Origin of the sequence: Bradyrhizobium sp. 147, assembly GCF_023073935.1 — a bacterium.
Taxonomy (GTDB): Bacteria; Pseudomonadota; Alphaproteobacteria; order Rhizobiales; family Xanthobacteraceae; genus Bradyrhizobium.
The window spans coordinates 157,282-183,694 of the sequence record NZ_JADPKL010000024.1; the positions used below are offsets into that span (position 1 = coordinate 157,282).

The window sequence follows — 26,413 nt, forward strand, 5'->3', positions numbered from 1 at the left end:
TTTCCTTATTAAGCCGTCCCTGTCAATCTCATCGTGCTGGGACTGACCGCACCGACCTCCACGGGGAGGGAAATAGATGCGGCGCCAGCAATGGGATGGACGCAGATGACCGGGCAACTCAGGTTGGACGACCACCTTCAGCGGTACTCTGAGACCGCGCCGCATGCGCTCGCCGTGGCGGCCGCAGTCGACGCCATCGCGGCAGCGGCGATCCAGATCGCCGATGTCATCGCCTCCGGCGATCTCGCCGACGCCTCGGGCCTGACCACGGGCCGCAACAGCGACGGCGACCTCCAGCGCGATCTCGACGTTCAGGCCGATGCGATCCTGCGCCGCTGCCTTAGCAGGCTGCCGCTTGCTGCCCTGGCGTCGGAGGAGATGCGCGAGGCCCAGATTGTCGACCGTGACGGCCGCATCTGCGTCGCGATCGATCCGCTCGACGGCTCCTCCAACATCGACATCAACATGACCGTCGGCACGATCTTCTCGATCCTGCCGGCACCCGTTGATCTCTCACTCGCCTTCCATCAGCGCGGCTCGGCCCAGCTTGCGGCGGGCTTCGTCACCTACGGTCCACAGACCTCGCTGGTGCTGACGCTCGGCGACGGCGTCGACATCTTCACCCTCGACCGCAAGTCCGGCTGCTTCCGCCTCGCGCGCAGCGGCGTGCAGATCTCCGAGGCTTGCGACGAGTTCGCGATCAACGCGTCCAATCGCCGGCACTGGGATCCGCCAGTGCGCGCTTTCATTGACGAATGCCTCGCCGGTGTCGAAGGCCCCGCCAACCACGATTTCAACATGCGCTGGATCGGCTCGCTGGTCGCGGAAGCCTATCGCATCCTCACCCGCGGCGGTGTGTTCCTCTATCCCTCGGACGCCCGCCCCGGCTATGGCGACGGCCGCCTGCGCCTGACCTACGAAGCGCATCCGATGGCCATGATCATCGAGCAGGCCGGCGGCTCGGCCTCGACCGGGCGCGAGCGCATCCTCGAGCTGTCTGCGCAAAGCCTGCACCAGCGCGTGCCGCTGATGATGGGCTCGAGCAACGAGGTGCGGCGGGTCGAGGAATTGCATTGCGATCCGCTGCTGGTCGCCAGCGTCTCCGCGCCGCTGTTCGCGCGGCGCGGATTCTTCCGGCTCTGAGCGAGGCGTCCCATGTCCAGGAAGCATCCCATTATCTCCATCACCGGCTCCTCCGGCGCCGGCACCACCTCGGTCAAGAAGACCTTCGAGCAGATATTCTTCCGCGAGAAGGTCAACGCCGTCTACATCGAGGGCGACGCGTTCCATCGTTACGACCGCGCCGAGATGCGCGCGCAGATGGCGAACGAGGCCGAGCGCGGCAACAAGCATTTCAGCCATTTCAGCCCCGAGACCAACCTGTTCGAGGAGCTGGAGCGCGCGTTCCGCGACTATGGCGAGACCGGCACGGCGGTGACGCGTCACTATGTCCACGATGCCGAGGAATCCGCGTTGCACGGCGCGCCTCCCGGCACCTTCACCGATTGGGAGCGGCTACCCGAGAATTCGGACCTGCTGTTCTACGAGGGCCTGCACGGCGCCGTCGTTACTGACAAGGTGAATGTCGCGCGCTATGCCGACCTCAAGATCGGCGTCGTGCCCGTGATCAATCTCGAATGGATCCAGAAGCTGCACCGCGATCGCAGCGCGCGCGGCTATTCGACCGAGGCCGTCACCGACACCATCCTGCGGCGGATGCCCGATTACATCCATTACATCTGCCCGCAATTCACCGAGACCGACATCAACTTCCAGCGCGTGCCGACGGTGGACACCTCTAATCCGTTCATCGCGCGCTGGATCCCGACGCCAGACGAATCGATGGTCGTGATCCGCTTCAAGAATCCGCGGGGCATCGACTTCCCCTACCTGCTGTCGATGTTGCCGCAAAGCTGGATGTCGCGCGCGAATTCGATCGTCTGCCCCGGCGCGAAGCTCGATCTCGCGATGCAGCTGATCCTGACGCCGCTGATCATGCAGCTGATCGAACGCAAGCGAAACCTGAAGTGAAGCAACGACGATAACGGGAGGGCCCGATGAACGTCTCGGTTCATGCCGAAGCCGACCTTACGGCAGTCACGCACAACGATCTCGCCAACGCCGTCCGCTTCCTCGCGGTCGACGCCATCGAGACCGCGCAGTCCGGCCATCCCGGCCTGCCCATGGGTATGGCCGACGTCGCGACCGTGCTGTTCTCACGCTTTCTCAAATTCGACTCGGCGCACCCGAACTGGCCCGACCGCGACCGCTTCGTGCTGTCGGCCGGGCACGGCTCGATGCTGCTCTACGCGCTGCTGCATTTGACCGGCGGTGATGTCAGCCTCGATGACATCAAGGCGTTCCGGCAATGGGGCTCGAAGACACCGGGTCACCCCGAATACGGCCACACGCCGGGGGTCGAGACCACGACTGGACCGCTCGGGCAGGGGATCGCGACGGCTGTCGGCATGGCGCTCGCCGAGCGCATGGCCAATGCGCGGCATGGCGATGGCCTCGTCGATCACTTCACCTATGTGATCGCCGGCGACGGCTGCCTGATGGAGGGTATCAGCCAGGAGGCGATTTCGCTGGCCGGCCATCTCCAGCTCGGCCGCCTGATCGTGCTGTTTGACGACAACGGAATCTCCATCGACGGGCCGACCTCGCTGGCAATCTCCGACGACCAGCTTGCGCGCTTCGCCGCCTCCGGCTGGTCGGTGCGCCGCGTTGACGGCCACGATCCCGAGGCCGTTGCGCAGGCGATTGCGCAAGAGCGTGAGACGACAAAACCATCGCTGATCGCCTGCCGCACCATCATCGGCTATGGCGCGCCGGACCGCCAGGGCACTGAGAAGGCGCATGGTGCGCCGCTCGGAGCCGAGCAGACGGCCGCTGCGCGCCGGATGCTGGGCTGGGATTATCAGCCCTTCGTGGTGCCACTTCCGATCCTGAAGGCGTGGCGGATGATCGGACAGCGCGGGCAGGTGGATCGTCTCGCCTGGCTCGATCGTTATGAACGTGCGACGCCAGAGCAGCGCGACCTGTTCATCGAGGGCAAGGCCGTCGCCTTGCCGGGCGCCTATGCGCTGGCGGCGGCGAAGTTGCGCGAGCGCTTCGCCAGCGAGCGCCCGAAGATCGCGACGCGACAGGCCTCGCAACAGGTGCTCGACGGTGTCGCCGGGACGATTCCCGGTTTCGTCGGCGGCTCGGCCGACCTGACGCATTCGAACCTGACGCACGCCAAGGTGCAGGCTCCCGTCACGCGTGGGACGTTCGCCGGCGATTACATCCATTACGGCATTCGCGAGCACGGCATGGCCGCCGCGATGAATGGCCTCGCGCTGCATGGCGGCTTCATCCCCTATGGCGGTACCTTCCTCGCCTTCTCCGACTACAGCCGGCCGGCGATTCGTCTTGCGGCCATGATGCGGCTGCGCGTCATCCATGTGATGACCCACGACTCCATCGGCCTCGGCGAGGACGGCCCGACGCACCAGCCGGTCGAGCATCTCGCCGCGCTGCGGGTGATTCCGAACCTTCTGGTGTTCCGTCCCGCCGACGCGGTGGAGACGCTGGAGGCCTGGGACTGCGCACTCAATTCCGAGAGCCGTCCGTCCGTGTTGTGCCTGTCGCGTCAGGCCTTGCCGACCTTCCGCAGCGATGCTCGCGGCAGAAACCGCGTCGCGCGCGGCGCCTATCTCGTCGTCTCGCCTGACGGCGGCCGCGATGTGACGTTGATCGCAACCGGCTCGGAAGTGTCGATCGCGCTGGAGGCGGCGCGCCTGCTCGCGACCGAGCACATCCGTGCCGCCGTCGTGTCCGCACCCTGCTTCGCGCTGTTCGAGCAACAACCGGACGATTACCGAGCCACCGTGCTCGGCACTGCGCCGCGCGTCGGGATCGAGGCGGCCGTAGCGGGCGACTGGCCGCGCTGGATCGGCACCGAGGGCGAGTTCGTCGGCATGCGCGGCTTCGGCGCCTCGGCGCCGGCGCCCGTACTGTACAGCGAGTTCGGCATCACACCGCAAAGCATTGCGGAAGCCGCCCGACGGGCGATCGCTCGCAAGCGACAATAAGGAGGATTAATCGTGGCTCGTATCACCCTTCGACAACTGCTCGATCACGCCGCCAGCCACGGCTACGCGGTGCCGGCGTTCAACATCAACAACATGGAGCAGGGCATCGCGATCATGCAGGCGGCGGCAGAGGTCGACGCACCGGTCATCATCCAGGCCTCGCGCGGTGCGCGCAGCTATGCCGGCGATTTCATGCTCTCGCACATGATCGACGCGCTGGAGCGGACCTATCCGGACATCCCGCTCTGCATGCACCAGGACCACGGCAATGACGAAGCGACCTGCGCCTCCGCGATCGCCCACGGCTTCACTTCGGTGATGATGGACGGCTCGCTGAAAGCCGACGCAAAGACTGCGGCCGAGTACGAATACAACGTCGCGATCACCCGCCGCGTCGTCGATCTCGCCCACTGGGTCGGCGCCTCCGTCGAAGGTGAGCTCGGCGTGCTCGGCTCGCTCGAGCATGGCGGCGGCGAGCAGGAGGACGGCCACGGCGTCGAGGGCAAGGTCGGCCACGACCAGTTGCTGACCGATCCGGACCAAGCCGTCGACTTTGTCCGCGCGACGAAGGTCGATGCCCTGGCGATCGCGATGGGCACCTCGCACGGCGCCTACAAGTTCAGCCGCAAGCCAGATGGTGACATCCTGGCGATGCGGGTAGTCGAGGAGATCCATCGCCGGTTGCCGAACACGCATCTCGTCATGCACGGCTCATCGTCGGTGCCGCAGCCGCTGCAGGACATGTTCAATCAGTTCGGCGGCGAGATGCCGCAGACCTGGGGCGTGCCGGTCGAGGAGATCGTACGCGGCATCGGAAGCGGCGTGCGCAAGGTCAATATCGATACCGACTGCCGTCTCGCAATGACCGCGGTGTTCCGCAAGGTCGCCGCGCAGGCGCGCTCCGAATTCGACCCACGAAAGTTTCTCAAGCCGGCGATGGATGCGATGCGCGAGCTTTGCCGCGAGCGCTTCGAGCAGTTCGGCACGGCTGGCCACGCGAGCAAGATCAAGGTGGTTCCGATGAGCGAGATGGCGCGGCGCTATCGCGCCGGCGAACTTGATCCGCGCATCGACGCCCGCGAACCGGTCGCAGCCTAGTCGTTCAGAGAGAGAAGAGCAGGAGAGAGTCATGAATGCACACGCAGGAACCGTCCGCGGCAAGGAAAGATATCGCTCGGGCGTGATGGAATATAAGCGCATGGGCTATTGGGAGCCCGACTACACGCCAAAGGACACCGACGTCATCGCGCTGTTTCGCGTGACGCCGCAGGAGGGCGTCGACCCGATCGAGGCGTCGGCTGCGGTCGCCGGTGAATCCTCGACCGCGACCTGGACCGTGGTGTGGACCGATCGGTTGACAGCCGCGGAGAAATATCGCGCGAAATGCTATCGCGTCGATCCGGTCCCGGGCTCGCCCGGCTCCTACTTCGCCTACATCGCCTATGACCTCGATCTGTTCGAGCCGGGCTCGATCGCCAACCTCTCGGCCTCGATCATCGGCAACGTGTTCGGCTTCAAGCCGCTGAAGGCGCTGCGGCTGGAGGACATGCGCTTCCCGGTCGCTTATGTGAAGACGTTCCAGGGACCGGCGACCGGCATCGTGGTCGAGCGCGAGCGGCTCGACAAGTTCGGCCGGCCGCTGCTGGGCGCGACCGTGAAGCCGAAGCTCGGGCTTTCGGGCCGCAATTACGGCCGCGTGGTCTACGAGGCGCTGAAGGGCGGGCTCGACTTCACCAAGGACGACGAGAACATCAACTCGCAGCCTTTCATGCACTGGCGCGACCGTTTCCTCTACTGCATGGAGGCGGTGAACCGTGCGCAGGCGGCCTCCGGCGAGGTCAAGGGCACCTACCTGAACGTCACCGCAGGCACGATGGAGGACATGTACGAGCGCGCCGAGTTCGCCAAAGAGCTCGGGTCGTGCATCGTCATGATCGACCTCGTGATCGGCTACACCGCGATTCAGTCGATGGCCAAGTGGGCGCGGCGCAACGACATGATCCTGCATCTGCATCGCGCCGGCCACTCGACCTATACGCGGCAGAAGAGCCACGGCGTGTCGTTCCGCGTCATCGCCAAATGGATGCGGCTTGCCGGCGTCGACCACATTCATGCCGGTACGGTGGTTGGCAAGCTCGAAGGCGACCCCCACACAACGCGCGGCTACTACGACGTCTGCCGCGAGGACTTCAATCCAACCAAGCTCGAGCACGGGCTGTTCTTCGACCAATCCTGGGCGAGCCTGAACAAGATGATGCCGGTGGCCTCCGGCGGCATCCATGCCGGGCAGATGCACCAGTTGCTCGACCTCTTGGGCGAGGACGTCGTGCTGCAATTCGGCGGCGGCACCATCGGCCATCCCATGGGCATTGCAGCCGGCGCGACCGCCAATCGCGTGGCGCTGGAAGCGATGATCCTCGCCCGCAACGAGGGCCGCGACTATATCCACGAAGGGCCGGAGATCCTCGCCAAGGCGGCCGAGACCTGCACGCCACTGAAGGCCGCGCTCGAAGTCTGGAAGGACGTCACCTTCAACTATCAATCCACCGACACGCCGGACTTCGTGCCGACGGCGCTGGAAACCGTTTGAGGAGATTCACATGAAACTGACCCAGGGCTGCTTCTCATACCTGCCCGATCTGACCGACGACCAGATCTACAGCCAGGTGCAGTACTGCCTCGCCAATGGCTGGGCGGTGAACATCGAGTTCACCGACGATCCGCATCCCCGCAACACCTATTGGGAGATGTGGGGCCTGCCGATGTTCGATCTCCAGGACGCCGCGGGCGTGATGATGGAGCTCGCCGAGTGCCGCAGGGTGTACGGCGACCGCTACATCCGCATCAGCGGTTTCGATTCCAGCCATGGCTGGGAATCGGTACGCATCTCCTTCCTCGTCAACCGGCCACCGCAGGAGGCGGAGTTCGAGCTGGTGCGGCACGAGGTCGGCGGCCGCGCGATCCGCTACACCACGGTACGAAAGCCGGCCGCTCAGGCGTCCGTGTAAGCAATTCCTCTCCGCGCGGAGCACTCCCTGCTCCGTTTCCTTGGCGGACCACTGCTTCGCCGCTTCCTTGCGGCGAAGCTCTTTTCTTCGAGGTGCCGATGCTGGATATTCCCCACGCAACAACCGGACAGAGCGAGACCAACTTCGATCTCCGGAAGGAAGCTGAAGCGGCCGGGATCACCGACACGCTGCAACAGCTCGAGCAGGAGCTGGTCGGATTGAAGCCTGTGAAGAACCGCGTGCGCCAGATCGCCTCGCTGCTGTTGATCGAACGTATCAGGCAGCGGGCGGGATTGGCCTCCGCGCCGCCGACGCTGCACATGTCGTTTACAGGCAATCCCGGCACCGGCAAGACCACGGTAGCGCTGCGCATGGCCAAGATCCTGCATGGCCTCGGCTTCGTGCGGCGCGGGCAGGTGATCTCGGTCACGCGCGACGATCTCGTCGGCCAGTATATCGGCCACACCGCTCCGAAGACCAAGGAAATATTGAAGAAGGCGATGGGCGGCGTGCTGTTCATCGACGAGGCCTATTATCTGCACCGGCCCGACAACGAGCGCGACTACGGCCAGGAGGCGATCGAGATCCTGCTCCAGGTGATGGAGAACCAGCGCGAAGACCTGGTCGTGATCCTCGCCGGCTATGGCGAGCGGATGACGAGCTTCTTCGCCTCCAATCCCGGCTTCCGCTCGCGCATCGCGCACCATATCGAATTTCCAGACTATGCTGAAGCCGAGCTGCTCGTCATCGCCGAGCTGATGCTGAAGGAACGCGGTTATCGCTTCTCGGCGGCCGCGCGCGAGGCGTTCGAAAAATACATCGCGCTGCGCCGGACCCAGCCGTTCTTCTCCAACGCGCGGTCGATCCGCAACGCCGTTGACCGTATCCGCCTGCGGCAGGCCGATCGTCTGGTGTCCGATCTCGACCGCATGCTCGACATCGCCGACCTCGAAACCATCGATCCCATCGACGTCCTGGCGAGCCGCGTCTTCAGCGGCGGCGCCGACGCGCGGAGTGCAAGGTCATGACGAGAGAGGTGATCATTGCTCCTTCAATTCTGGCGGCGGATTTCGCGCGTCTCGGCGAGGAGATCGCGGCGATCGATGCGGCCGGGGCCGACTGGATCCATTGCGACGTTATGGACGGACACTTCGTGCCCAACATCAGCTTTGGCCCCGACGTCATCAAGGCGATCCGGCCGCTGACGAAGAAGGTCTTCGACGTGCATCTCATGATCGCGCCTGTTGATCCTTATCTCGAGGCGTTCGCGAAGGCCGGTGCGGACGTCATTACGGTGCACGCAGAAGCCGGCCCGCATCTGGATCGTTCGCTTCAGGCGATCCGCGCGCTCGGCAGGAAAGCCGGCGTGAGTCTGTGTCCGGCGACGGCGGAGAGTGTCATCGAATATGTGCTCGATCATCTCGACCTCGTGCTGGTGATGACGGTCAATCCCGGCTTCGGCGGCCAGTCCTTCCTCGACTCCCAGTTGGCGAAGATCGCACGGATCAAGACCATGATTGGCAACCGGCCGATCCGGCTCGAGGTCGACGGCGGTATCACGCGCGACAATGCTGCTGCCGTGGCTGCCGCGGGCGCCGATACGCTCGTGGCGGGTTCCGCGGTGTTTCGCGGCAAAGGCGCCGCGGAATACGCGGCCAATATTGCGGCCATTCGCGCCGCCGCCGACGCCAGCTTGCTTCCAAAGCCGCAAGACAGGTCTGCGCAGCGGATGCGCGTAAGCGATGGAGGCCCTGTCCGGTAGACTACGTCATCGATCGCCGCCTCTACGCCTGCCTTGGCGGGCGGCGAGAATTCAGCGTGCGAATCCGCGCCGACTGGAACTTTGGCTCCCATCCGCATTTGCTAGAACTAACCGAGGCTGGCGCGCGGCGGGCGCAGCAAAACTTTTGCATGACCGCCATCGGCCTGACGCAAATCGGGGCAATAAGCCCTGGGAATGCGAGGGAGGGTCTCATGGAGAACGTACGTCGCTACCGGGCGCTCGCGTCCCTCTGTCGTCAGCAGGCAGCCTATAGGCCGCTCCAGAACTGGGAGCTTCTCGGCCAAGCCGAACATTTCGAATATCTCGCGGAAGTCGAGCTCAAGGCGCATTTCGACGCGTGCAATGCACAAGGCGGCGAGGACGCCCCGGAAGCCGTGGCCTGGAAGTCACCTGCCGCGGCGTGACGGTGGCGGGCCGGCTCGGCTCAATGTCGGCGCGGGCGACCGACAGGCCGACCGTGCGGATCGAGAGCCCGGCCGACATGTCTTGCCAGATCGGGCGCTGAAGCTTCGCGCAGACCGCATCGTCTTCGTTGATCGTCTCGCCGCGCTGGCCGGTCCCCAAATCTTTGCCAAGATTTAATCGCGTGGACGGGACGCCGTAAGGTGGCAACGACCATGTTGGGCGCAAGGCGACAGCTGCTCAACATGGACATCTCGACATGAACGATCGCGTCAATTCCGACATCACCACCTCCCGCAAGATCCTGAGAACGCGCAGGCTCGCGCTGCTCGGCACCGTGGCCGCGCTTGGCGCGGCCGTGCTGGCGGCTGCTCCCGGCGCTTTGCCGTTCGGGATAACCTCCTTCGCCGCGCCGGCGCAGGCCGCCGAAACGGCTGCGACCCCGCCGGGCTTCGGCGATCTCGTGGCCAAGGTCAAACCCGCCGTCATCTCGGTGCGGGTCAGAATTGACCAGAGCAACGACAAGGGCGCGATGCTGCAACAGAACCGGATGGATTCGGACGAAGACTCGCCGCTCGACCAGTTCTCGCGGCAGTTCGGTTTCCGCTTTCCGGGTGGCATGAACGGCATGCCGCGTCAGCGCCGCCAAATGATCACGGGCGAAGGCTCCGGCTTCTTCATCTCCGCCGACGGTTATGCCGTAACTAACAACCATGTCGTCGATCACGCCGAGTCCGTGCAGGTGACCATGGACGACGGCACGACCTATACCGCGAAGGTCGTCGGCACAGATCCGAAGACCGATCTCGCGCTGATCAAGGTCGAGGGCAAGAAAGATTTTCCGTTCGTCAAATTCTCCGACCAGAAGCCGCGCATCGGCGATTGGGTCGTTGCGGTCGGCAATCCATTCGGCCTCGGCGGCACCGTCACCGCGGGTATCGTCTCGGCCAGCGGCCGCGACATCGGCAATGGTCCCTATGACGACTTCATCCAGATCGACGCGCCGATCAACAAGGGCAATTCGGGTGGTCCGGCTTTCGATATGAGCGGCAACGTGATCGGCGTGAACACCGCGATCTTCTCGCCCTCAGGCGGCTCGGTCGGTATCGGCTTCGATATTCCGGCCACGACCGCAAAGCTCGTGGTGGCGCAATTGAAGGACAAGGGCGCAGTCACCCGCGGCTGGCTCGGCGTGCAGGTGCAGCCGGTGACGCCGGATATTGCCGACAGCCTTGGCCTCAAGGAGGCGCGCGGGGCGATCGTCGACAATCCGCAACCCGCCAGCCCGGCGGCGAAGGCCGGCATTGAGGCGGGCGACGTTATCACCGCGGTCAACGGCACGGCGGTCAAGGATTCCCGCGATCTCGCCCGCACCATCGCCACCCTGGCGCCCGGCAGCTCAGTCAAGCTCGACGTCTTCCACAAGGGCGAAAGCAAGACTGTGACGCTGGCGCTCGGCGAGCTGCCGAACGAACGGCAGGCGCAGGGCAAGGCCTATGACGGCAAGGTGCCGCCGGGCGCCGGCACGCCGCGCCTTGGGCTTGGTCTGGCTCCCGCCGGCGATGTGCAGGGCGCCGGCCGGGAGGGTGTCGTCGTCACGGAGGTTGATCCGGAAGGACCGGCGGCGCAGCGCGGCATCCAGACCGGAGACGTCATCCTCAATGTCGGTGGCAAGGCTGTCAGCAATGTCGCCGAAGTCCGTTCGGAGCTGGCGCAGGCCAAATCGTCCGGCAAGCGCAGCGTGCTGTTGCAGGTCAGAAGCGCGGATGCCACCCGATTCGTCGCGGTGCCACTGGCGTAAGGCGAGCTTGGATCGCTTCAATCCAAAAAGGCGGCCTTCCGGCCGCCTTTCGCATTCGTATCCAAGACCCCCCACGGGCCACCGATAACATTCTCGTTAACGGCAGGGTGGGTGACCCGGTTCGTCCGAAAAAGCCGTGTTCGGCCATCAGACTTTCTGGCCGCGCATCTGCTCGGCGGCAATGAAGCCGTGAATCGGGTTTGCGAGCGTGGAACTTCGAACCCCCCGACCGCTTTGTGGAACTGGCCGGTGGTTCGCATTTGATCGGTGCCGACATGGATCGATTGAAGCTCTCGCTGATAAGTACGCTGCTCGTCGCGTGGTTCATCCTGCCGGCAGGAAACGCGCTCGGGCGCGACGATGGCCGCTATGCGAACTCGCCCCTGAAGCCATGGTTCGACAGCCTGCGCAGCCACCTCGGTCCGTGCTGCTCGGATGCGGACGGCTTTGCCGTCTCCGATCCCGATTGGGAATCGCACAACGGGCATTACCGTGTTCGGCTGGACGGGCAATGGGTCGAGGTGCCGGATGAAGCCGTCATCACCGAGCCGAACCGCGCCGGCCGCACCATGGTGTGGCCGGTGAAGACTGCGTTCGGGATTTCGATCCGCTGCTTCATGCCGGGCAGCATGATCTGACCGAGGTCAGCGCGACCGCTTGGTGGATTTGCGCTTTGACGATGCCCGGGAAGATTTCTTGGAAGATTTCTTGGAAGATTTCTTGGCAGATTTCTTGGACGTCTTCTTCTTGGACGTCTTCCGCTTGGAGGCCTTCTTCGGGACTTTCTTGCCCTTCTTGCGTGCCTTCGACAGTCCGATCGCAATCGCTTGCTTGCGGCTCTTCACGCGTCCGCCGCGACCGCCACGTCCGCTCTTCGCGGTACCTTTCTTGTAACGCCGCATCTCGCTTTCGACATCGCTGCCGGAGCTGCGCGAGTAGCGGCGCTTCTTTGCCTTACGTGCCATGCCTTTTCTCCCTTGGCCGAGGAAGAACCGTCGGACACCGGCATGGTTCCGAACAGCACGCCTGCAATGTTCCCGGCGGTGAAGCCAGCCTTAGAACGAATTCGCCAGTTCGATCTCCGCCTCCAGCACCTGGATGCGCCGCGCAGCCTCGGCGAAGGAGAGATCCCGCGCATATTGTGTCGGCTGATACGCTTCTTCGCTCAGCCGCTTCAATCTCAGTCCCTGCGCCCGTGTCATCTGCTCACTAAGAAAAACCCTGGCGTCGTATTTGGCCTGAACCTGCATGTAGCTCCTCCGGTTTGAAAACATGATTTGACTATATGTTCTTATTTTGTTCTAACAAGCCATGGACAACAGAATTAACGAAATTCGGCGTAAAATCAGCGCCTTGAGGTTGGAAATGGCCGAGGTCGAGGCGTCTGTGCGCGATCTCGTCAACGGCGATTGCGACTGCACCGAACGAACTCTGGCGCAGATCGATCTGCGCCGGAAAATCAACCTGCTGATCGATGAATGGAAGGCGGCTGGGGGCGGTGACGTCCTGCCTGACGTCCGCGGCCAGATGCGTCTTCGCTCCGTGAAGAATGTCGACAAGGCGGCGCGCGTGTTGGCCGGTCACTAAGCGTGCGCGCAAGCGACATGCTGCCGATTGTCGATGCCCTCGGACACCTAACGGGCCGCGCTGTGCGGGCCGTGCCGGACGAAATCTGCGGCAACGTTCCTTCGTCCGACGTGATGACGCGCCGGCGCGTGACCGCGATGTTGCGCGAGGCTTTATGCGGCGATCGCTATGCCTGGAAGAGGTGAAGCGGGCCGGCGGCGATACGCTGGTCAGCGCGCCGACCTGTGGCGCTAAAGTAGTAGCGGTTTTCCGAGAAGATGATGCTCAAACAACAATCTGAAGCGCAATGACGGTTCATCCAATCTCATTGCGCTTTATGGCGCGAGGGACTGGATGAATCGTCATCGTGCTTTGGTGAAGGCCCCGCGCTGAACGCGGGACTCTCACGTTACCGCGCAGAGCTCACTTGGTGTTGCTCATGCCACCCTTGTTCGTCATCGTGCCGCCCTGGTCGGAGCCGGGGCCAGAGCCGCCTTGACCGGAGGGATCGGCACCCTTGGAGGACTTGGTGTTCGCGCCCGTGGTCTGCGACGATGACATTGAGGATCCATGTTTGGCCTTGTGCGACTTCGCCTGCGCGGCGAACGGCGCGGCAGCGAGGCCGGTTGCCAACATTGCGGCGAAGGCGAGCTTGACTGTTTTCATATGGAGGAACTCCCTGAGTTAAATTGACGCAGGCGGCCAACTGCCGTTCCTCGCAGGAGTTCCCGACAAAGCTTCCCCTAGGGTCACGCGCGCTTCAAGATTGCTTGTTCTCTTCCAGGATGAACACGATGCCCGTGAGCGTCGCGCCGATCGCGAAGGTCGTCCCCAGTGTGAGAGCGAACCCAAGAGCGGCTTGGCTTCCGCCATGACTCAGCAGATTGGCGACGGCTGGATTGGACAGAATGAGTGTGAGGCTGAAGGCGAGGCCGAGGGCTGCACCCATCATCGCATGTGTCATCAGCTTGATGAGGCCGGTGGGAGAGACCAGGCCCGACGACTTCTTCGCGCGCATGGAACTATGTCCCGATTTGGCCCGCAAACGCGCGCAATAGTCATTGGTTCCATCTGGATGAAGGAATTTTCATCGCCAGCTTCATCCGACGTTCATGCCCGGCTTGCGAACATGAGCGCCATCAACACGGGACATTGGATATGGGCAAGGTAGTCTTTCTGTACCGCTCGCTGGCCTATCGCAACGCGGCCGCAGACATCTTGCGCAAGGCGCGCAAGCTCCCGCGCGGCGCGGAGCGAAGCGCGGCCCGGCGCTACGCGAAGGCGTTGCGTGATCTCGCTCGAACGGAAGCTTGGCTCGAAGGACGCATCGCGCGCGACCCAAGGACGGAGCAGCGCATGACGAACACGGCGTCCGGCTAAAGCTCTCCGTTCCGATTGAGGGAAGCTCTCGATTCTTGGCTTGACGCGTTTTCTTGACGCGAACCGGTCACCACTTCGCTGGAAAACGCTCTAACCGGATGCGCGCTGCAACTCGGCCGCCGCGGCGGCATCAAATTTGCTCGGTGCCGTCGCCGCCGGCTTGCGTGTCAAGGGTACCTCGAGGCGGCACAACAGTCCCTCAGCGCGCCAATCGAATTTCGCCTGTCCGCCGAGCTGGGACTCGACGCTCGCGAGCAGGCTCCGCGTTCCGAAGCCTCGGGATTTCGGCGTCCTGACGAGCGGGCCGCCAGTTTCCTCCCAGGTCAGCGTGAGGAGCTCGTCATCGACCTGCCACCCGATCATGAGCCGCCCGGATCGCGTCGAAAGCGCGCCATATTTTGCCGAGTTGGTGAAAAGCTCGTGCAGAGCGAGCGCGAGTGTCTGGGCAGTCGTCGGCAGCAATTGAACCTCGGGGCCCGCCAACCTGATCTGGCCACTCGGCGAGTAGGGTGCCAGCTCCTCGTCGATCAGCTTGGAGAGCTCGGCTCCCTGCCAGCTCGACAGCGACAGGATGGTGTGCACGCGCGCGAGCGCATTGATGCGTCCCTCGACGGCATTGACATAGGCCTTGACCTCGTCGGCACGGGTGAGGCGCACGATCGATTGCGCCAATGCCAGCGCGTTCTTGGCGCGATGATCGACTTCCCGCGCGAGAAGGTTCTGCTGCTCTTCGGCGCGCTTGCGTTCGGTAATGTCCACCGTAACGCCGCTCACCCGCACCACGCGGCTGCTATGGTCGACCGTTGCGGCCGCTGTGCCGACGCACCAGCGTACCTCACCATCGGGCCGCACAATGCGGAACTCCGTTTCATAGGAGCGCGTGCCGCTGTTGAACTCGGCGATCGCCTTGCGCAACTGATCGACGTCATCGGGATGCAACAGCGCCTGAACGTTGGCCGGGTTGACCTCGAAGCTCTCCGGGCTAACCCCAAAGATGCGATATTGTCCCTCGTCCCACATCCAGTCGCCGGTGATCCAGTCCCAATCCCAAGACCCCATCTTGCCGGCGGCGATTGCCATGCTGCGCCGCTGCTCGCTCTCGCGAAGCTTGGCGGTGGAATTCTCCAGCTCGGCGGTGCGTGCGCGGACGCGGTCCTCGAGCTCCTGATTCAGTCGTTCGAGCTCGCGGGTCTTACGATAGAGTTCGGCGAACACCTTGATCTTGGCGCGCAGCACCTCCGGCACGACAGGCACCGGAACGTAGTCGACGGCGCCCATCTCGTAGCCCCGCAACCGGTCGATGTCGCTCACCTGAATGGCAGAGATGAAGATCATTGCGGTCTTCTGGAAGCGCGGATGCTCGCGGATCATCGCGGCGAGCTCGAAGCCGTCGAGTTCGGGCATGCAGACGTCGACCAGGATGACCGCGATCTCGGTCTTGAGCAGAACCTCCAGCGCCTCGCGGCCGGACGAGGCGATCACGAGATTCTCGCCGAGATCTTTCAGGATCACCTCATAGGCGAGCAGCTTGGCCGGCTGGTCGTCGACGAGCAGGATGTTGACCTTTTCGTGGTCCATTCGCGGATCCAACTCAGCGGTGCAGCCACATGCGGATCGCAAGCAGCAATTGATCGGTGTTGACGGGTTTGGCGAGATAGTCGGACGCGCCGGCCTCCAGGCATTTCTCCCGATCACCCTTCATCGCCTTGGCGGTCAGCGCGATGATCGGCAATCGCGCGAAGGCCGGGTTCTCGCGGATCACACCCATGGTCTGATAGCCATCCATCTGCGGCATCATGATGTCCATCAGCACGATGGCGATTTCCGGATTGGATTCGACCAGCGCGACCGCCTCGCTGCCGGTCGTGGCCGTCAACACCTTCATGCCGCGCCGTTCCAACACGCTCGACAGCGCGAAGATGTTACGGGCGTCGTCGTCGACGAGCAGGGCCGTCTTGCCGATCAGGTCCTCGTCGGAACTGTTCAGCTTCTCCAGCATGCGCTGCTTCTCGACCGGCAGTTCCGTGATGACACGGTGCAGGAACAGTGCGGTCTCGTCGAGCAGGCGCTCCGGCGATTCCACGCCCTTGACCACGATGCTGCGCGCCATGGTGTGGAGTTCTGCATCCTCCTCCGCCGAGAGCTCGCGGCCGGTGAACACCACGACCGGGATGTTCGACAGCGCCTCGTCATTGCGGATCTCGTCGAGCACCTCGAAGCCGCTCATGTCGGGCAGCCGCAGGTCGAGCACCACGCAATCGCAAGGCTGCTCGCGCAGCGTCGAGAGAGCGCCGGCGCCGGTGTCGGTAACCACGATCTCGATGTCGTCGTGGTGCAGCAGCTCGCGGATCGAGAGTTGTTCGGCCTCGTTGTCCTCGACTATCAGGAGTCGTTTGCGCCGCGGCCGCGCATATTCCTTGATCTGCGTCAGCGCGGCGGAGACGCCTTCCGTCGTCGTCGGCTTGTTGACGAAGGAGAAGGCCCCCCGCGCCAGCGCGTGCTGGCGGTCCTCGTCGAGCGTGATGATCTGGACGGGAATGTGGCGGGTGAGCGGATTGTGCTTGAGCTGGCTCAGCACCGTCCAGCCCAGCATGTCGGGCAGGAACACGTCCAGGGAGACCGCCGTCGGCTGGTACTGTTTGGCGAGCTCCAGCGCTTCGGCGCCGCGGGCCGCAACCAGGACCTTGAAGCCCTTGTCGCGGGCGAGATCGACCAGCACGCGCGCATAGTGCGGATCGTCCTCCACAATCAGGAGGATGGTGTCGCCCGGCTCGATGTTGAGTCGGTCGTCGGGAAGCTGCTCGATGACGCGCTGCTGGTCAGGTGCGGCCGGCTGTAGCGCTGGCGGCTGGGCGTGTTGCTGTGGCGCGGGCGCAGCACGCGGTGCGAGCGTCGGGCCGGAATATTTCAGCGGCAGATAAATCGTGAAGGACGAGCCCTTGCCCGGCGAGCTGCGCAGGTGGATTTCGCCGCCGAGCAGGCTTGCAAGCTCGCGGCTGATCGCAAGCCCGAGGCCCGTACCGCCATATTTGCGGCTGGTGCCGGCGTCAGCTTGTTGGAACGCTTCGAAGATCAGCTTCTGCTTCTCCAGGGGAATGCCGATCCCGGTATCGGACACCTCGAAGGCGATCACGGCTGGTGCCGAGTTCAGTACCGGATGATCCGTCCCCCAGCCGCCGACCGCGCTGGCGACCTTCAGGCGCACCTCGCCTTCGGCGGTGAACTTGAAGGCATTGGACAGCAGGTTCTTCAGCACCTGTTGCAGGCGCTTGGAATCGGTGACGATGCTGCGGGGCAGGTTCGGATCGATGTCGATCTTGAACGACAGATTGCGGTTTTCCGCCTCGTGCCGGAACGGCCGGCCCACGGTCTCGAGCAGATTCGCGGTCAGGATTTCCTCAGCGTCGACCGTCACCGTGCCGGACTCGATCTTGGACAGATCGAGAATGTCGCTGATGAGATTGAGCAGGTCGGTGCCGGCGCCGTGGATGGTGCGGGCGAATTCGACCTGCTTGGCCGAGAGGTTGCCGTCCGGATTGTCGGTGAGCTGCTGTCCGAGGATCAGGATCGAGTTCAGCGGCGTGCGCAGCTCGTGGCTCATATTGGCGAGGAATTCGGACTTGTACTTCGAAGTCAGTGCGAGCTCGGTCGCCTTTTCCTCCAGCGCGCGGCGGGCCTGCTCGATCTCCTGGTTCTTGCGCTCGACCTCGACGTTGCGCTCGGCGAGCTGCTGCGCCTTCTGTTCGAGCTGGTCGTTGGTCTGCTGCAATTCGCGCTGCTGCGTCTGCAGCTCGCCGGCGAGCTGCTGCGACTGCTTGAGCAGGCCTTCGGTCTGCATCGTCGCCTCGATCGAGTTGAGCACGATGCCGATGGAGTCGGTGAGCTGCTCCAGGAACGTCATCTGCGATGTCGTGAACGATGTCAGCGAAGCAAGTTCGATCACGGCCTTGACCTGGCTCTCGAACAGCACCGGCAGCACCACCAGGTTCTTCGGCGCGACACGAAGCAGCGCCGAGTTGATCGGCACCACGTCGGGCGGAATGTCGGCGATCACGCGCGGCCGCTTGTCGAGGGCGCACTGGCCGATCAGGCCTTCGCCGAACTGAAGCACGCGCTGATAGGGATAGACGCCGTCGCTGGCGTAAGAAGCGAGCAGCAGGAGCTGCGGATCGTTCTCGTTCTCGACCTGGTAGATCACGCCGGTATGGGCGTTCACCAGTGGCGACAATTCGGTGAGCAGCAGCCGGCCGACGGTGGTGAGGTCACGCTGGCCCTGGAGCATGTTGGTGAATTTCGCGAGGTTGGTCTTCAGCCAGTCCTGCTCGGTGTTCACGTCCGTCGTCAGACGGAGATTCGTGATCATCGTGTTGATGTTGTCTTTCAGCTCAGCGACTTCGCCGCGGGCGTCGACCTGGATCGAGCGCGTCAGGTCGCCTTTGGTCACGGCAGTCGCGACTTCCGCGATCGCGCGCACCTGTGAGGTCAGGTTGGCCGCGAGCAGGTTGACGTTGCCGGTCAGGTCCTTCCAAGTGCCGGCGGCGCCGGGCACGTTGGCCTGGCCGCCGAGGCGCCCCTCGACGCCGACCTCGCGCGCCACCGACGTCACCTGATCGGCGAAGGTTGCGAGCGTCTCGGTCATGTTGTTGATGGTGTCGGCGAGCGCCGCGACCTCGCCCTTCGATTTCACGGTGAGGTTCTGCTTCAGATCGCCGTTCGCGACGGCCGTGACGACCTTGACGATGCCGCGGACCTGCTCGGTCAGGTTTGCCGCCATGAAGTTTACGGTGTCGGTGAGATCCTTCCAGGTGCCGGCGACGCCGGGCACCTGCGCCTGGCCGCCGAGCTTGCCTTCGGTGCCGACCTCGCGCGCCACGCGCGTGACTTCGCCGGCGAAGGCGTTGAGCTGGTCCACCATGGTGTTGATGGTGTTCTTCAGCTCGAGGATTTCGCCCTTCACGTCGACCGTGATCTTGCGCGAGAGGTCGCCGCGCGCGACCGCCGTGGTGACTTCGGCGATGTTGCGGACTTGCGTGGTGAGGTTCGCGGCGAGCAGGTTGACGTTGTCGGTGAGGTCCTTCCAGGTGCCCCCGACGCCGGGCACGACGGCCTGACCGCCGAGCCGGCCCTCGGTGCCGACCTCGCGCGCCACGCGCGTGACTTCGGCGGCGAAGGAGCGGAGCTGCTCGACCATGGTATTCAGCGTGTCCTTCAAGAGAAGGATTTCGCCGCGCACATCCACCGTGATCTTCTTCGAGAGGTCGCCGCCGGCGATCGCGGTCGCGACCTCGGCGATGTTGCGGACCTGGGCCGTCAGGTTGGAGGCCATGAAGTTGACGTTGTCGGTCAGGTCCTTCCAGGTGCCGGCGACGCCGGGCACCTCGGCCTGACCGCCGAGCTTGCCTTCGGTGCCGACCTCGCGAGCCACGCGCGTGACTTCGCCCGCAAAGCCATTGAGCTGGTCCACCATGGTATTGATGGTATTCTTCAGCTCGAGGATCTCGCCCTTCACGTCCACCGTGATCTTGCGCGACAGGTCGCCTCGCGCCACGGCGGTGGTGACTTCGGCGATGTTGCGGACCTGGGCCGTGAGGTTGCCCGCCATCGAGTTCACGCTGTCGGTGAGGTCCTTCCAGGTGCCGGCGACGCCGGGCACGTTGGCCTGACCACCTAGGCGGCCTTCGGTGCCGACCTCGCGCGCCACGCGCGTCACCTCGCCCGCGAAGCGGTTGAGCTGGTCGACCATCGTGTTCAGGGTGTCCTTGAGCTGTAGGATCTCGCCACGCACGTCGACGGTGATCTTGCGCGAGAGGTCGCCGCCGGCGATCGCGGTCGCGACTTCGGCGATGTTGCGCACCTGGGCGGTCAAATTGCCCGCCATCGAGTTCACGGAATCGGTCAGATCCTTCCAGGTGCCGGCGACGCCGGGCACGCCGGCCTGGCCGCCGAGCTTGCCGTCGGTGCCGACCTCGCGGGCGACGCGCGTCACTTCGCCGGCGAAGGCGTTGAGCTGGTCGACCATGGTGTTGAGCGTTTCCTTCAGCTGAAGGATTTCGCCCGATACGTTCACGGTGATCTTCTTCGACAAATCCCCCTTCGCCACCGCGGTCGCGACTTCGGCGATGTTGCGGACCTGTCCGGTCAGGTTCGAGGCCATCGAATTGACGCTATCGGTGAGGTCTTTCCAGGTGCCGCCGACGCCGCGCACGACGGCCTGGCCGCCGAGCTTGCCTTCGGTTCCAACCTCGCGCGCCACGCGCGTCACCTCACCGGCGAAGGCGTTGAGCTGGTCCACCATGGTGTTGATGGTGTCCTTCAGCTCCAGGATCTCGCCGCGCACGTCCACGGTGATCTTCTTCGACAGGTCGCCGCCGGCGACCGCCGTCGTCACCTCCGCGATGTTGCGGACCTGCGCGGTCAGGTTCGAGGCCATCGAGTTGACGCTCTCGGTCAGGTCCTTCCAGGTGCCGGCGACGCCGAGCACGTTGGCCTGACCGCCGAGCCGCCCCTCGGTGCCGACCTCGCGGGCGACGCGCGTCACTTCGCCGGCGAAGGCGTTGAGCTGATCCACCATGGTGTTGAGCGTCTCCTTCAGCTGAAGGATCTCGCCCGAGACGTTGACGGTGATCTTCTTCGACAGGTCGCCGCTGGCGATCGCGGTGGCGACATCGGCGATGTTGCGGACCTGCGCGGTCAGGTTCGACGCCATGAAGTTGACGTTGTCGGTGAGGTCCTTCCAGGTGCCGGCGACGCCTGGCACCTGGGCCTGGCCGCCGAGCTTGCCTTCGGTGCCGACCTCGCGTGCGACGCGCGTCACTTCGGAGGCAAACGAATTGAGCTGGTCCACCATGGTGTTGATGGTGTCCTTTAGCTCCAGGATCTCGCCGCGCACATCCACGGTAATCTTGCGCGACAGGTCGCCGCGCGCCACGGCAGTCGTCACATTGGCGATGTTGCGCACCTGTGCGGTCAGATTACCGCACATCGCGTTGACGCTATCGGTGAGGTCCTTCCAGGTGCCGGCGACGCCGGGCACGATCGCCTGGCCGCCGAGCTTGCCGTCGGTGCCGACCTCGCGCGCCACGCGCGTCACTTCGGAGGCGAAGGAGCGGAGCTGATCCACCATCGTGTTGATGGCTTCCTTGAGCTGGAGGATCTCGCCGCGGACGTCGACGGTGATCTTCTTCGACAGGTCGCCATTGGCGACCGCGATCGTCACCTCGGCGATGTTGCGAACCTGGTTAGTCAGGTTGTTCGCCATCGAGTTGACGCTCTCGGTGAGGTCCTTCCAGACGCCGGTCACCTCAGGCACCTGGGCCTGGCCGCCGAGCTTGCCTTCGGTGCCGACCTCGCGCGCCACGCGCGTCACCTCGGAGGTGAACACGCCGAGCTGCTTGATCATGGTGTTGACGATGGTCGCCGACTGCAAGAACTCGCCGCGCAGGGGGCGGCCGTCGACGTCGAGCTTGACGGTCTGGAGCAGGTCACCTTGCGCCACCGCCGCGACTGCACGCGTCACCTCACGGGTGGGCCACAACAGGTCGTCGATCAGCGTGTTGACGGACCCTTCCATGTCGGCCCAAGAGCCAGATGCGAGGCCGAATTTCACGCGCTGGCGGGTCTTGCCCTCGCGGCCGACCACCTGGCCGACCAGCTCGAGCTGCTGCGCCATGCGCTGATTGGCGGCGATGATTTCGTTAAAAGTGTCGGCGATCTTGCCGTCGATGCCGAGATAATCGCCGCTCATCCGCACGGAGAAATCGCCACTGCGCATCGCCTGCAAAGCGAGCAGCAATTCCGCCCGGGAATCCGGATCCGACGTACCGTTGGTCTTTGGCTTTGGGACGCGACGACCGGAGCGTGATGCAGTTCCGGGATCGAGGTCGCTCATACTGATTCCCCCGCAGGCGCCGGCCGAATCTATGGCAAGAGGCGTTTGGTCAAAATAGAGCGTCAGCCAAATTCGAAATCAAGCGCCAAGGTTGCGGCGCACCGAAAATGGAACCTGCTTTGCTCAGCCCAACAGCATTAACTGCGAACAATCGGATCGGTTCCACGGAAAGTCGAGAATTCGGCCCTCGGCGGACACCCTGGATGAGCGCCCCCGCGCACCACGCCTTTCGGAACGGAGCGGCAGCCCTGCGGTTAGCCCGCAAAGACAGGGAGAGCGCAGATGAAAGCTGGATTGGCCGCGGTCGTCGTCATGTTGCTTGCCGGATCGGCCTTCGCCCAGGGCGGGGCGCCCAGCGGCCGAGGGGCCGTGACCGGCGATCCCGCCGCAAGCTCGGCCACGCCTCAGGCGGATACGTCGACCACGGGGACGGCGACCCGATCCAACCCGAGCGGGAGCGGCACCTCCACGTCGGGCGGCAGGGATGACAACGGCGATGCGGGCCGGGACAGGATGCCGGAGAGCAACCGCAACGTGCGGCCGGAGAGTCAGCAACATCATCTGAACGACAAATAAAGACGGCTACTTGTCCGCCATGGTGCGCTCGGCCGCCTTGACCTGCGCACGCAGCGTCGGGAGCTGCTCGCGCGCCAACGCTGCAAGCGCAATGTTGTCGGGCGCCTTCAGATAGCATTCGAGCAGGTTGATGGCCGCTTCATATTCGGGAATCTGCGAGGCATAAAAGCTTCTGACGTAAGTTGGTCCGTCCGAAGTTTCGGGTTCGACGAGACTCGCGCTTGCCGAGGCGGCTTTGCTGACGCGCGGCTCCGCACCAATAGTCTCCTGGATCTGTTTCAGCGCCTTGTCGCGCTTGGCCGCTTCTTCGGCGCGTAGCGCGGCAAGGTTCTTGACCTCCGTGTTGCCCTTCAGGTCGGTGCTCTCAAGCAGACCCTGCTGGAATCGGCTGAAGGCGTAGAGGCCGCTGATGACGTCGGTTGCGCTCGGCGTGCGGTCACCAAGCTGTCGCTCGCCAGTGCTATCGGCAGGCGCTGCGGTGCTGATGAACACCAGGACTATCGCGGCGAGAACTCGCATCGATTATCAATGACGGATGACATGCGAAGTTCCCCGGACGTTACGATCCGGTAAGGGCATTGCGACCCGAGAGTTCCGCCCCCACGTCTTCGGTATGAAACAGTCTGACATTTTCAGGGACAACGCCGACAATTGTCTTCAGCTCGCCGAGCGCGCGGAAGGGCAACCCGCTCACAAGCGCTATTCGCGCATGGCGGACGCCTGGATTGCGCTTGCGAGGGAGCAGGATTGGCTCGATGGAGAAATCCCGCCCGTGGCGGTCCATATCCCTCAAAAGCTGGATAGGTAGACGCTCTCGTCCCGGTGAAGCCGCGTGTGAGACCGCGCACGGAATGCAGGAGACCAATCCAGGATCATCCGTGAGCAGCCGATCGCGTTGCTTTTCGATTCCAGAAGGAGGTTTTCGCAATGGCTCCACGTCTGGTTCTTCTTTCACTGATTCTCGCTTTTGGCGTTTCGGTCGCCTTCGCGACGGTCACGACGGTGCGGCAGGTGCATCTGGAAAACGCATCGGCTGCGATCCACGCGGCACGCAGTTAGCGTCGGGGGCTCCCGCCCGGAACAATCGACGTGCCCGCGCGTAACCGCTGCGAAACATCAAGAGAGGCGAGAGCAGATCATGGCCCATTCCGACCACGGAATCGTCAAGGACAAGCGGGCGGAGGAGCAGCCGCGTGACAAGCAGCGTGCGCAATCCGTGCACAAGAGCGATCCCAAAGGCTCACCGTCGCGGGAAGCGACACGCGATCCCAAGCTGAACGACGATGGCAAAACACCGGGCGCCGGCGCGATTCCTGACGATTCAGGAGATGCAACAGGCTAGTTCTCGGGAGGAACGAATCTCCACGGGAAGAGTCGACGGATTGCTTCCGGTTGTCATGCCCCCGGTGCGCCGGAAGCAATCTCCAAGGACGGCCCTGGCACCCCCGTGCCGGGGTCGTTTGTTTTTGGACCGTCCTATGGGTTAGTCTCGCCGTCCGGCTCGCCCTGAACATGTCCGCCGGGTCCGCGGCCGAATACGCCGAAATTGCTCGACTTCACGCCGGCTGCCGCATCGACATCCGCTGCGGCCAGCCCGAACTTGAGGAGTTCGCGGACGGCTGCCGCTCGCGTCGGCATGCGATGTTTGAACCGGAAATCGTCAACAGCGGCCAACTCTTCCGGGGAGAGCATGACCTGAAGGCGTTCGGCGCGAAGGTCGTTCATGGTCGATCATGCAAATTGAGCAAGTTGAGTAGATTACTCAATGGACGAACGAAGTGGGAGTTCCACAAGAGTCAGAAAAAATCATTCATTCGGCAATATAAATCAGTAAAACAATAATTTGATGGAAGTCAGCTGCGCGCTGGATCAGCGCCTGACGAAGCTTTCTGTAGAAAGCACAGAAGCCGGTCGTCCGAGCCCCAGAGGTCATTAAGGACGTGAGTGCTCGGTTGCCTGCTGCTACGGCAGGAAACTCCAGCCTCTCGCTGATCGTGCCCCGCGCTCGGGCTGCGGGCGGCTTGAGGTGGTGCGCAGCTTCCGCCTCAACCACCATGCCGACACCGCCACCATGGCCCAGGCCAGGATGGCGGCGGCGAATGCCCCGGTGATGCTTGCCGACACCACGGCGTAGAAAGCCGCTGCGAACGCGGCGAGGCCGATACTTCCGAGGCCCGCGCCCGCAGCGTCCAACGCTGCGGCCTGCTGCCCGCGTCTTCGCCCGCTGAATCCGGCTTTTTCCTTGGCGCGGCGCTCATGACGTTCGATCAGCGTCGCGCTGGCACAGAAGATGGCGGGAAGCGCGAGAAATAGTCCGCCGATCGCGAGGCCAAAATGGCTGCCGATGAGGCCTGCCGCTACCGTCGCGAGGCCGCCCAGCACGAAGCGCACCACGTATTCGTACCAATGCGTCTGCTTCAGCGTGGAGGATGACAGCTTGACCAGCATCAGGCGGCGCCTCCGAAACCTGCGAGCAGACCGAAGGCGACCACGAGCCAAACCACAAATGCGAGGATGGTAGCCGGCAGCGCCGCGAGACGAAATCTCATCAGCAGGTGACAGACGACGAGGCTGTAGCAGCCGAGGGCAACAGCGCCGTAGATCATGGTCCAGCTCTCGGCCGCGGCATATTGAGCGCCGTGCTGAACGACCGCGATGCCAAGCGTGGCGAGTGCGACCGACGGCGCCGCGCCGAGAAGCCCGGCAAAGCTCTTCGGCTTGAGCATGTCTCCGAAGATCGCGAAGGCGGAGACGATGATGCCGCCCGCGACGAAGCGCAGGAGATATTCCGTCATGATCCTACTCGCGAGGCTTGATGCCGCTGCCGCTGCGATTTTCCGAACGTAAATGGCCTGAACAGTCGCTCGACGACGATCCCGAGGGTGAACCCCGCCACCACGTCGCTGGCCCAATGTGCAAGCACCGCGACGCGCGTCAACGACAGCGCCACGGCAAGGGAGCGCACCAGCCGGCGGGGAGCAGGGGCCAGCAGCCCAGCCGCCGAGGCGAGCGCGCCCATGTGCAGAGCATGGCCGGACGGAAACGCATCACGTGGTTTTCCGGAGATAGGGATACCGTGCAAATGGCCGCGCAGCGTCAGGCGATCGGGTCTTGTCTGATCGAACACGGACTTTAGCAGGTGCGGGAGCACTGCAGTGGCCACGGAAACTGCCAATACGTGATTTGCAGCAGGTCGCGCCTCGGGCCGTCGAAGCTGCGCGTAGAGCCATCCAGCCGCGGCGAGCGCAAGCATCACGTGCTCGTCCGCAGCCCACGTCAAAGTCTGCGCGGTTTGCTCGATCCCCGAATTGGTGTGGTCCGCAATCTCGTGTGCGAGCGCCTGATCGATCCGAGTGGGTTTTACTTCTACGAGGGCCATCGGTCTGGCGAGCTATCCTTCATGACTGTTTTGTAAATTCTGTATGACAATGAAGGTTCCAGCGGGCGTCGTTGCCAGGGTTGTCCAGAGCCCTTCGCGGCGCCGTAGACATGGCCTGTCGCATAGCTGCGTCTGCCGCGGCAAGCTGCACGTAGATCGAGGCTAGCTCGACAGGCTACCGGGACGACCGGGCGATGTCATGCCGCCGAACTTTTCCAGCTTCTCCATGGTGGCGCCGCCGGCAACCTGGAGCGGCATTCAGATCGCTCCGGGCGCGACCTGTGGCGGGCTGAGCCGGCCGGAGCCTTAGGAGCTGGTCTCGCCATGATCCGGCCGCGGCTCCATCTCGCCGGCAGGGCCCGGCCAGGGCTGCGAGTGCTTCTTGAACGGCGGCTTCGGATACCGGCTGACGGGATGGATCGAGTCGTGCTCGGCTGTGGGGCATCTCCTTGCGCCGTTGGGGATGCCAGCGAAGCCGCCGCGAGCGTTGCGCTCGCGGCGTGGCATTGTGCCGGCAGGATATCGAGGTGTTGTCTTGCTGCGCTCCGCGATTC

29 protein-coding genes and 1 pseudogene are annotated in these 26,413 nt (G+C 64.0%); 18 read left to right on the forward strand and 12 right to left on the reverse strand.

Annotated features, from left to right (window positions below):
• The first annotated feature begins 105 nt into the window (after window positions 1–105).
• From IVA87_RS06305 to IVA87_RS06355, 11 genes are all read left to right on the forward strand, one after another.
• Complete coding sequence (locus IVA87_RS06305; RefSeq protein ID WP_247303318.1) at window positions 106–1,143, forward strand: class 1 fructose-bisphosphatase; 1,038 nt, start codon at window positions 106–108, stop codon at window positions 1,141–1,143.
• A 12-nt stretch (window positions 1,144–1,155) separates the two neighbouring features.
• Window positions 1,156–2,031, forward strand: a complete 876-nt coding sequence (locus IVA87_RS06310) for a phosphoribulokinase (protein WP_247303316.1) — start codon at window positions 1,156–1,158, stop codon at window positions 2,029–2,031.
• Window positions 2,032–2,057: 26 nt separating this feature from the next.
• The gene (gene tkt / locus IVA87_RS06315; RefSeq protein WP_247333027.1) at window positions 2,058–4,076 is read left to right on the forward strand and encodes a transketolase; all 2,019 of its coding nucleotides are present in this window, start codon (window positions 2,058–2,060) and stop codon (window positions 4,074–4,076) included.
• Window positions 4,077–4,088: 12 nt separating this feature from the next.
• The gene (fba, locus tag IVA87_RS06320) at window positions 4,089–5,174 is read left to right on the forward strand and encodes a class II fructose-bisphosphate aldolase (RefSeq protein ID WP_247303312.1); all 1,086 of its coding nucleotides are present in this window, start codon (window positions 4,089–4,091) and stop codon (window positions 5,172–5,174) included.
• Between the two features lie 31 nt (window positions 5,175–5,205).
• Complete coding sequence (locus tag IVA87_RS06325) at window positions 5,206–6,666, forward strand: form I ribulose bisphosphate carboxylase large subunit (RefSeq protein ID WP_247303309.1); 1,461 nt, start codon at window positions 5,206–5,208, stop codon at window positions 6,664–6,666.
• 10 nt (window positions 6,667–6,676) lie between these two features.
• Window positions 6,677–7,084 carry a ribulose bisphosphate carboxylase small subunit gene (locus IVA87_RS06330; protein ID WP_247303307.1) on the forward strand — a complete coding sequence of 136 codons (408 nt, stop codon included), beginning with the start codon at window positions 6,677–6,679 and terminating at the stop codon, window positions 7,082–7,084.
• A gap of 98 nt (window positions 7,085–7,182) precedes the next feature.
• A complete protein-coding gene (gene cbbX, locus IVA87_RS06335; protein ID WP_247303305.1) occupies window positions 7,183–8,112 on the forward strand; it encodes a CbbX protein in 930 nt (309 codons plus the stop codon).
• Window positions 8,109–8,846 (forward strand): ribulose-phosphate 3-epimerase, encoded by a 738-nt coding sequence (gene rpe, locus IVA87_RS06340; protein WP_247303303.1) that lies wholly within the window; start codon window positions 8,109–8,111, stop codon window positions 8,844–8,846. The genes cbbX and rpe overlap by 4 nt, the downstream gene beginning before the upstream one ends.
• Before the next feature lie 212 nt (window positions 8,847–9,058).
• Window positions 9,059–9,271, forward strand: a complete 213-nt coding sequence (locus IVA87_RS06345) for a hypothetical protein (RefSeq protein ID WP_247303301.1) — start codon at window positions 9,059–9,061, stop codon at window positions 9,269–9,271.
• 257 nt (window positions 9,272–9,528) lie between these two features.
• The gene (locus IVA87_RS06350) at window positions 9,529–11,070 is read left to right on the forward strand and encodes a Do family serine endopeptidase (protein ID WP_247333028.1); all 1,542 of its coding nucleotides are present in this window, start codon (window positions 9,529–9,531) and stop codon (window positions 11,068–11,070) included.
• Between the two features lie 275 nt (window positions 11,071–11,345).
• Window positions 11,346–11,708 carry a hypothetical protein gene (locus tag IVA87_RS06355; RefSeq protein WP_247303298.1) on the forward strand — a complete coding sequence of 121 codons (363 nt, stop codon included), beginning with the start codon at window positions 11,346–11,348 and terminating at the stop codon, window positions 11,706–11,708.
• Between the two features lie 6 nt (window positions 11,709–11,714).
• Here the strand turns inward: IVA87_RS06355 and IVA87_RS06360 are convergent, their stop codons facing one another.
• Complete coding sequence (locus tag IVA87_RS06360) at window positions 11,715–12,035, reverse strand: DUF6496 domain-containing protein (protein ID WP_247303296.1); 321 nt, start codon at window positions 12,033–12,035, stop codon at window positions 11,715–11,717.
• Between the two features lie 90 nt (window positions 12,036–12,125).
• Complete coding sequence (locus IVA87_RS06365) at window positions 12,126–12,320, reverse strand: DUF3072 domain-containing protein (protein ID WP_247303294.1); 195 nt, start codon at window positions 12,318–12,320, stop codon at window positions 12,126–12,128.
• 115 nt (window positions 12,321–12,435) lie between these two features.
• Here IVA87_RS06365 and IVA87_RS06370 point away from each other — a divergent pair, with 115 nt between their 5' ends.
• Window positions 12,436–12,657 carry a hypothetical protein gene (locus tag IVA87_RS06370; protein ID WP_247303292.1) on the forward strand — a complete coding sequence of 74 codons (222 nt, stop codon included), beginning with the start codon at window positions 12,436–12,438 and terminating at the stop codon, window positions 12,655–12,657.
• Window positions 12,658–12,674: 17 nt separating this feature from the next.
• Entirely contained in the window at window positions 12,675–12,842 is a 168-nt protein-coding gene (locus tag IVA87_RS06375; RefSeq protein ID WP_247303290.1) for a hypothetical protein, read from the forward strand.
• 217 nt (window positions 12,843–13,059) lie between these two features.
• Here the strand turns inward: IVA87_RS06375 and IVA87_RS06380 are convergent, their stop codons facing one another.
• The gene (locus IVA87_RS06380; RefSeq protein WP_247303288.1) at window positions 13,060–13,302 is read right to left on the reverse strand and encodes a hypothetical protein; all 243 of its coding nucleotides are present in this window, start codon (window positions 13,300–13,302) and stop codon (window positions 13,060–13,062) included.
• Between the two features lie 94 nt (window positions 13,303–13,396).
• The gene (locus IVA87_RS06385; protein WP_247303286.1) at window positions 13,397–13,654 is read right to left on the reverse strand and encodes a hypothetical protein; all 258 of its coding nucleotides are present in this window, start codon (window positions 13,652–13,654) and stop codon (window positions 13,397–13,399) included.
• A 140-nt stretch (window positions 13,655–13,794) separates the two neighbouring features.
• Here IVA87_RS06385 and IVA87_RS06390 point away from each other — a divergent pair, with 140 nt between their 5' ends.
• Entirely contained in the window at window positions 13,795–14,016 is a 222-nt protein-coding gene (locus tag IVA87_RS06390; protein ID WP_247279142.1) for a hypothetical protein, read from the forward strand.
• A 90-nt stretch (window positions 14,017–14,106) separates the two neighbouring features.
• Here IVA87_RS06390 and IVA87_RS06395 read toward each other — a convergent pair whose 3' ends face one another.
• Together IVA87_RS06395 and IVA87_RS06400 are read right to left on the reverse strand one after the other, a co-directional pair.
• Window positions 14,107–15,594, reverse strand: a complete 1,488-nt coding sequence (locus tag IVA87_RS06395; protein WP_247303284.1) for an HWE histidine kinase domain-containing protein — start codon at window positions 15,592–15,594, stop codon at window positions 14,107–14,109.
• Between the two features lie 13 nt (window positions 15,595–15,607).
• Window positions 15,608–21,904, reverse strand: coding sequence for a HAMP domain-containing protein (locus IVA87_RS06400; protein ID WP_247303283.1), 6,297 nt, complete (start codon window positions 21,902–21,904; stop codon window positions 15,608–15,610).
• Window positions 21,905–22,186: 282 nt separating this feature from the next.
• Between IVA87_RS06400 and IVA87_RS06405 the strand changes: the two genes are divergently transcribed.
• Window positions 22,187–22,480 carry a hypothetical protein gene (locus IVA87_RS06405; RefSeq protein ID WP_247303281.1) on the forward strand — a complete coding sequence of 98 codons (294 nt, stop codon included), beginning with the start codon at window positions 22,187–22,189 and terminating at the stop codon, window positions 22,478–22,480.
• A 6-nt stretch (window positions 22,481–22,486) separates the two neighbouring features.
• Here the strand turns inward: IVA87_RS06405 and IVA87_RS06410 are convergent, their stop codons facing one another.
• Window positions 22,487–22,999, reverse strand: a complete 513-nt coding sequence (locus tag IVA87_RS06410; protein WP_247303279.1) for a DUF4142 domain-containing protein — start codon at window positions 22,997–22,999, stop codon at window positions 22,487–22,489.
• Window positions 23,000–23,093: 94 nt separating this feature from the next.
• Here IVA87_RS06410 and IVA87_RS06415 point away from each other — a divergent pair, with 94 nt between their 5' ends.
• From IVA87_RS06415 to IVA87_RS06420, 3 genes are all read left to right on the forward strand, one after another.
• Window positions 23,094–23,288, forward strand: coding sequence for a hypothetical protein (locus IVA87_RS06415; protein ID WP_247303277.1), 195 nt, complete (start codon window positions 23,094–23,096; stop codon window positions 23,286–23,288).
• Between the two features lie 119 nt (window positions 23,289–23,407).
• On the forward strand, window positions 23,408–23,539 hold the full coding sequence (locus IVA87_RS35085) for a hypothetical protein (protein WP_256466455.1): 132 nt from the start codon (window positions 23,408–23,410) through the stop codon (window positions 23,537–23,539).
• 79 nt (window positions 23,540–23,618) lie between these two features.
• Window positions 23,619–23,822, forward strand: a complete 204-nt coding sequence (locus IVA87_RS06420; protein ID WP_247303275.1) for a hypothetical protein — start codon at window positions 23,619–23,621, stop codon at window positions 23,820–23,822.
• 134 nt (window positions 23,823–23,956) lie between these two features.
• Here IVA87_RS06420 and IVA87_RS06425 read toward each other — a convergent pair whose 3' ends face one another.
• The 5 genes and pseudogenes from IVA87_RS06425 to IVA87_RS35285 form a co-directional block, all read right to left on the reverse strand.
• Complete coding sequence (locus IVA87_RS06425) at window positions 23,957–24,205, reverse strand: hypothetical protein (protein ID WP_247303273.1); 249 nt, start codon at window positions 24,203–24,205, stop codon at window positions 23,957–23,959.
• 237 nt (window positions 24,206–24,442) lie between these two features.
• Entirely contained in the window at window positions 24,443–24,928 is a 486-nt protein-coding gene (locus tag IVA87_RS06430) for a DUF3147 family protein (protein WP_247333029.1), read from the reverse strand.
• Window positions 24,928–25,275 carry a DUF3147 family protein gene (locus IVA87_RS06435; protein ID WP_247303268.1) on the reverse strand — a complete coding sequence of 116 codons (348 nt, stop codon included), beginning with the start codon at window positions 25,273–25,275 and terminating at the stop codon, window positions 24,928–24,930. The genes IVA87_RS06430 and IVA87_RS06435 overlap by 1 nt, the downstream gene beginning before the upstream one ends.
• Window positions 25,272–25,859 (reverse strand): phosphatase PAP2 family protein, encoded by a 588-nt coding sequence (locus IVA87_RS06440; protein ID WP_247303267.1) that lies wholly within the window; start codon window positions 25,857–25,859, stop codon window positions 25,272–25,274. Before IVA87_RS06440 ends, IVA87_RS06435 begins: the two co-directional genes overlap by 4 nt.
• 77 nt (window positions 25,860–25,936) lie before the next feature.
• Window positions 25,937–26,329, reverse strand: a pseudogene (locus IVA87_RS35285) (hypothetical protein); the annotation flags it as partial.
• Between the last annotated feature and the right edge of the window lie 84 nt (window positions 26,330–26,413).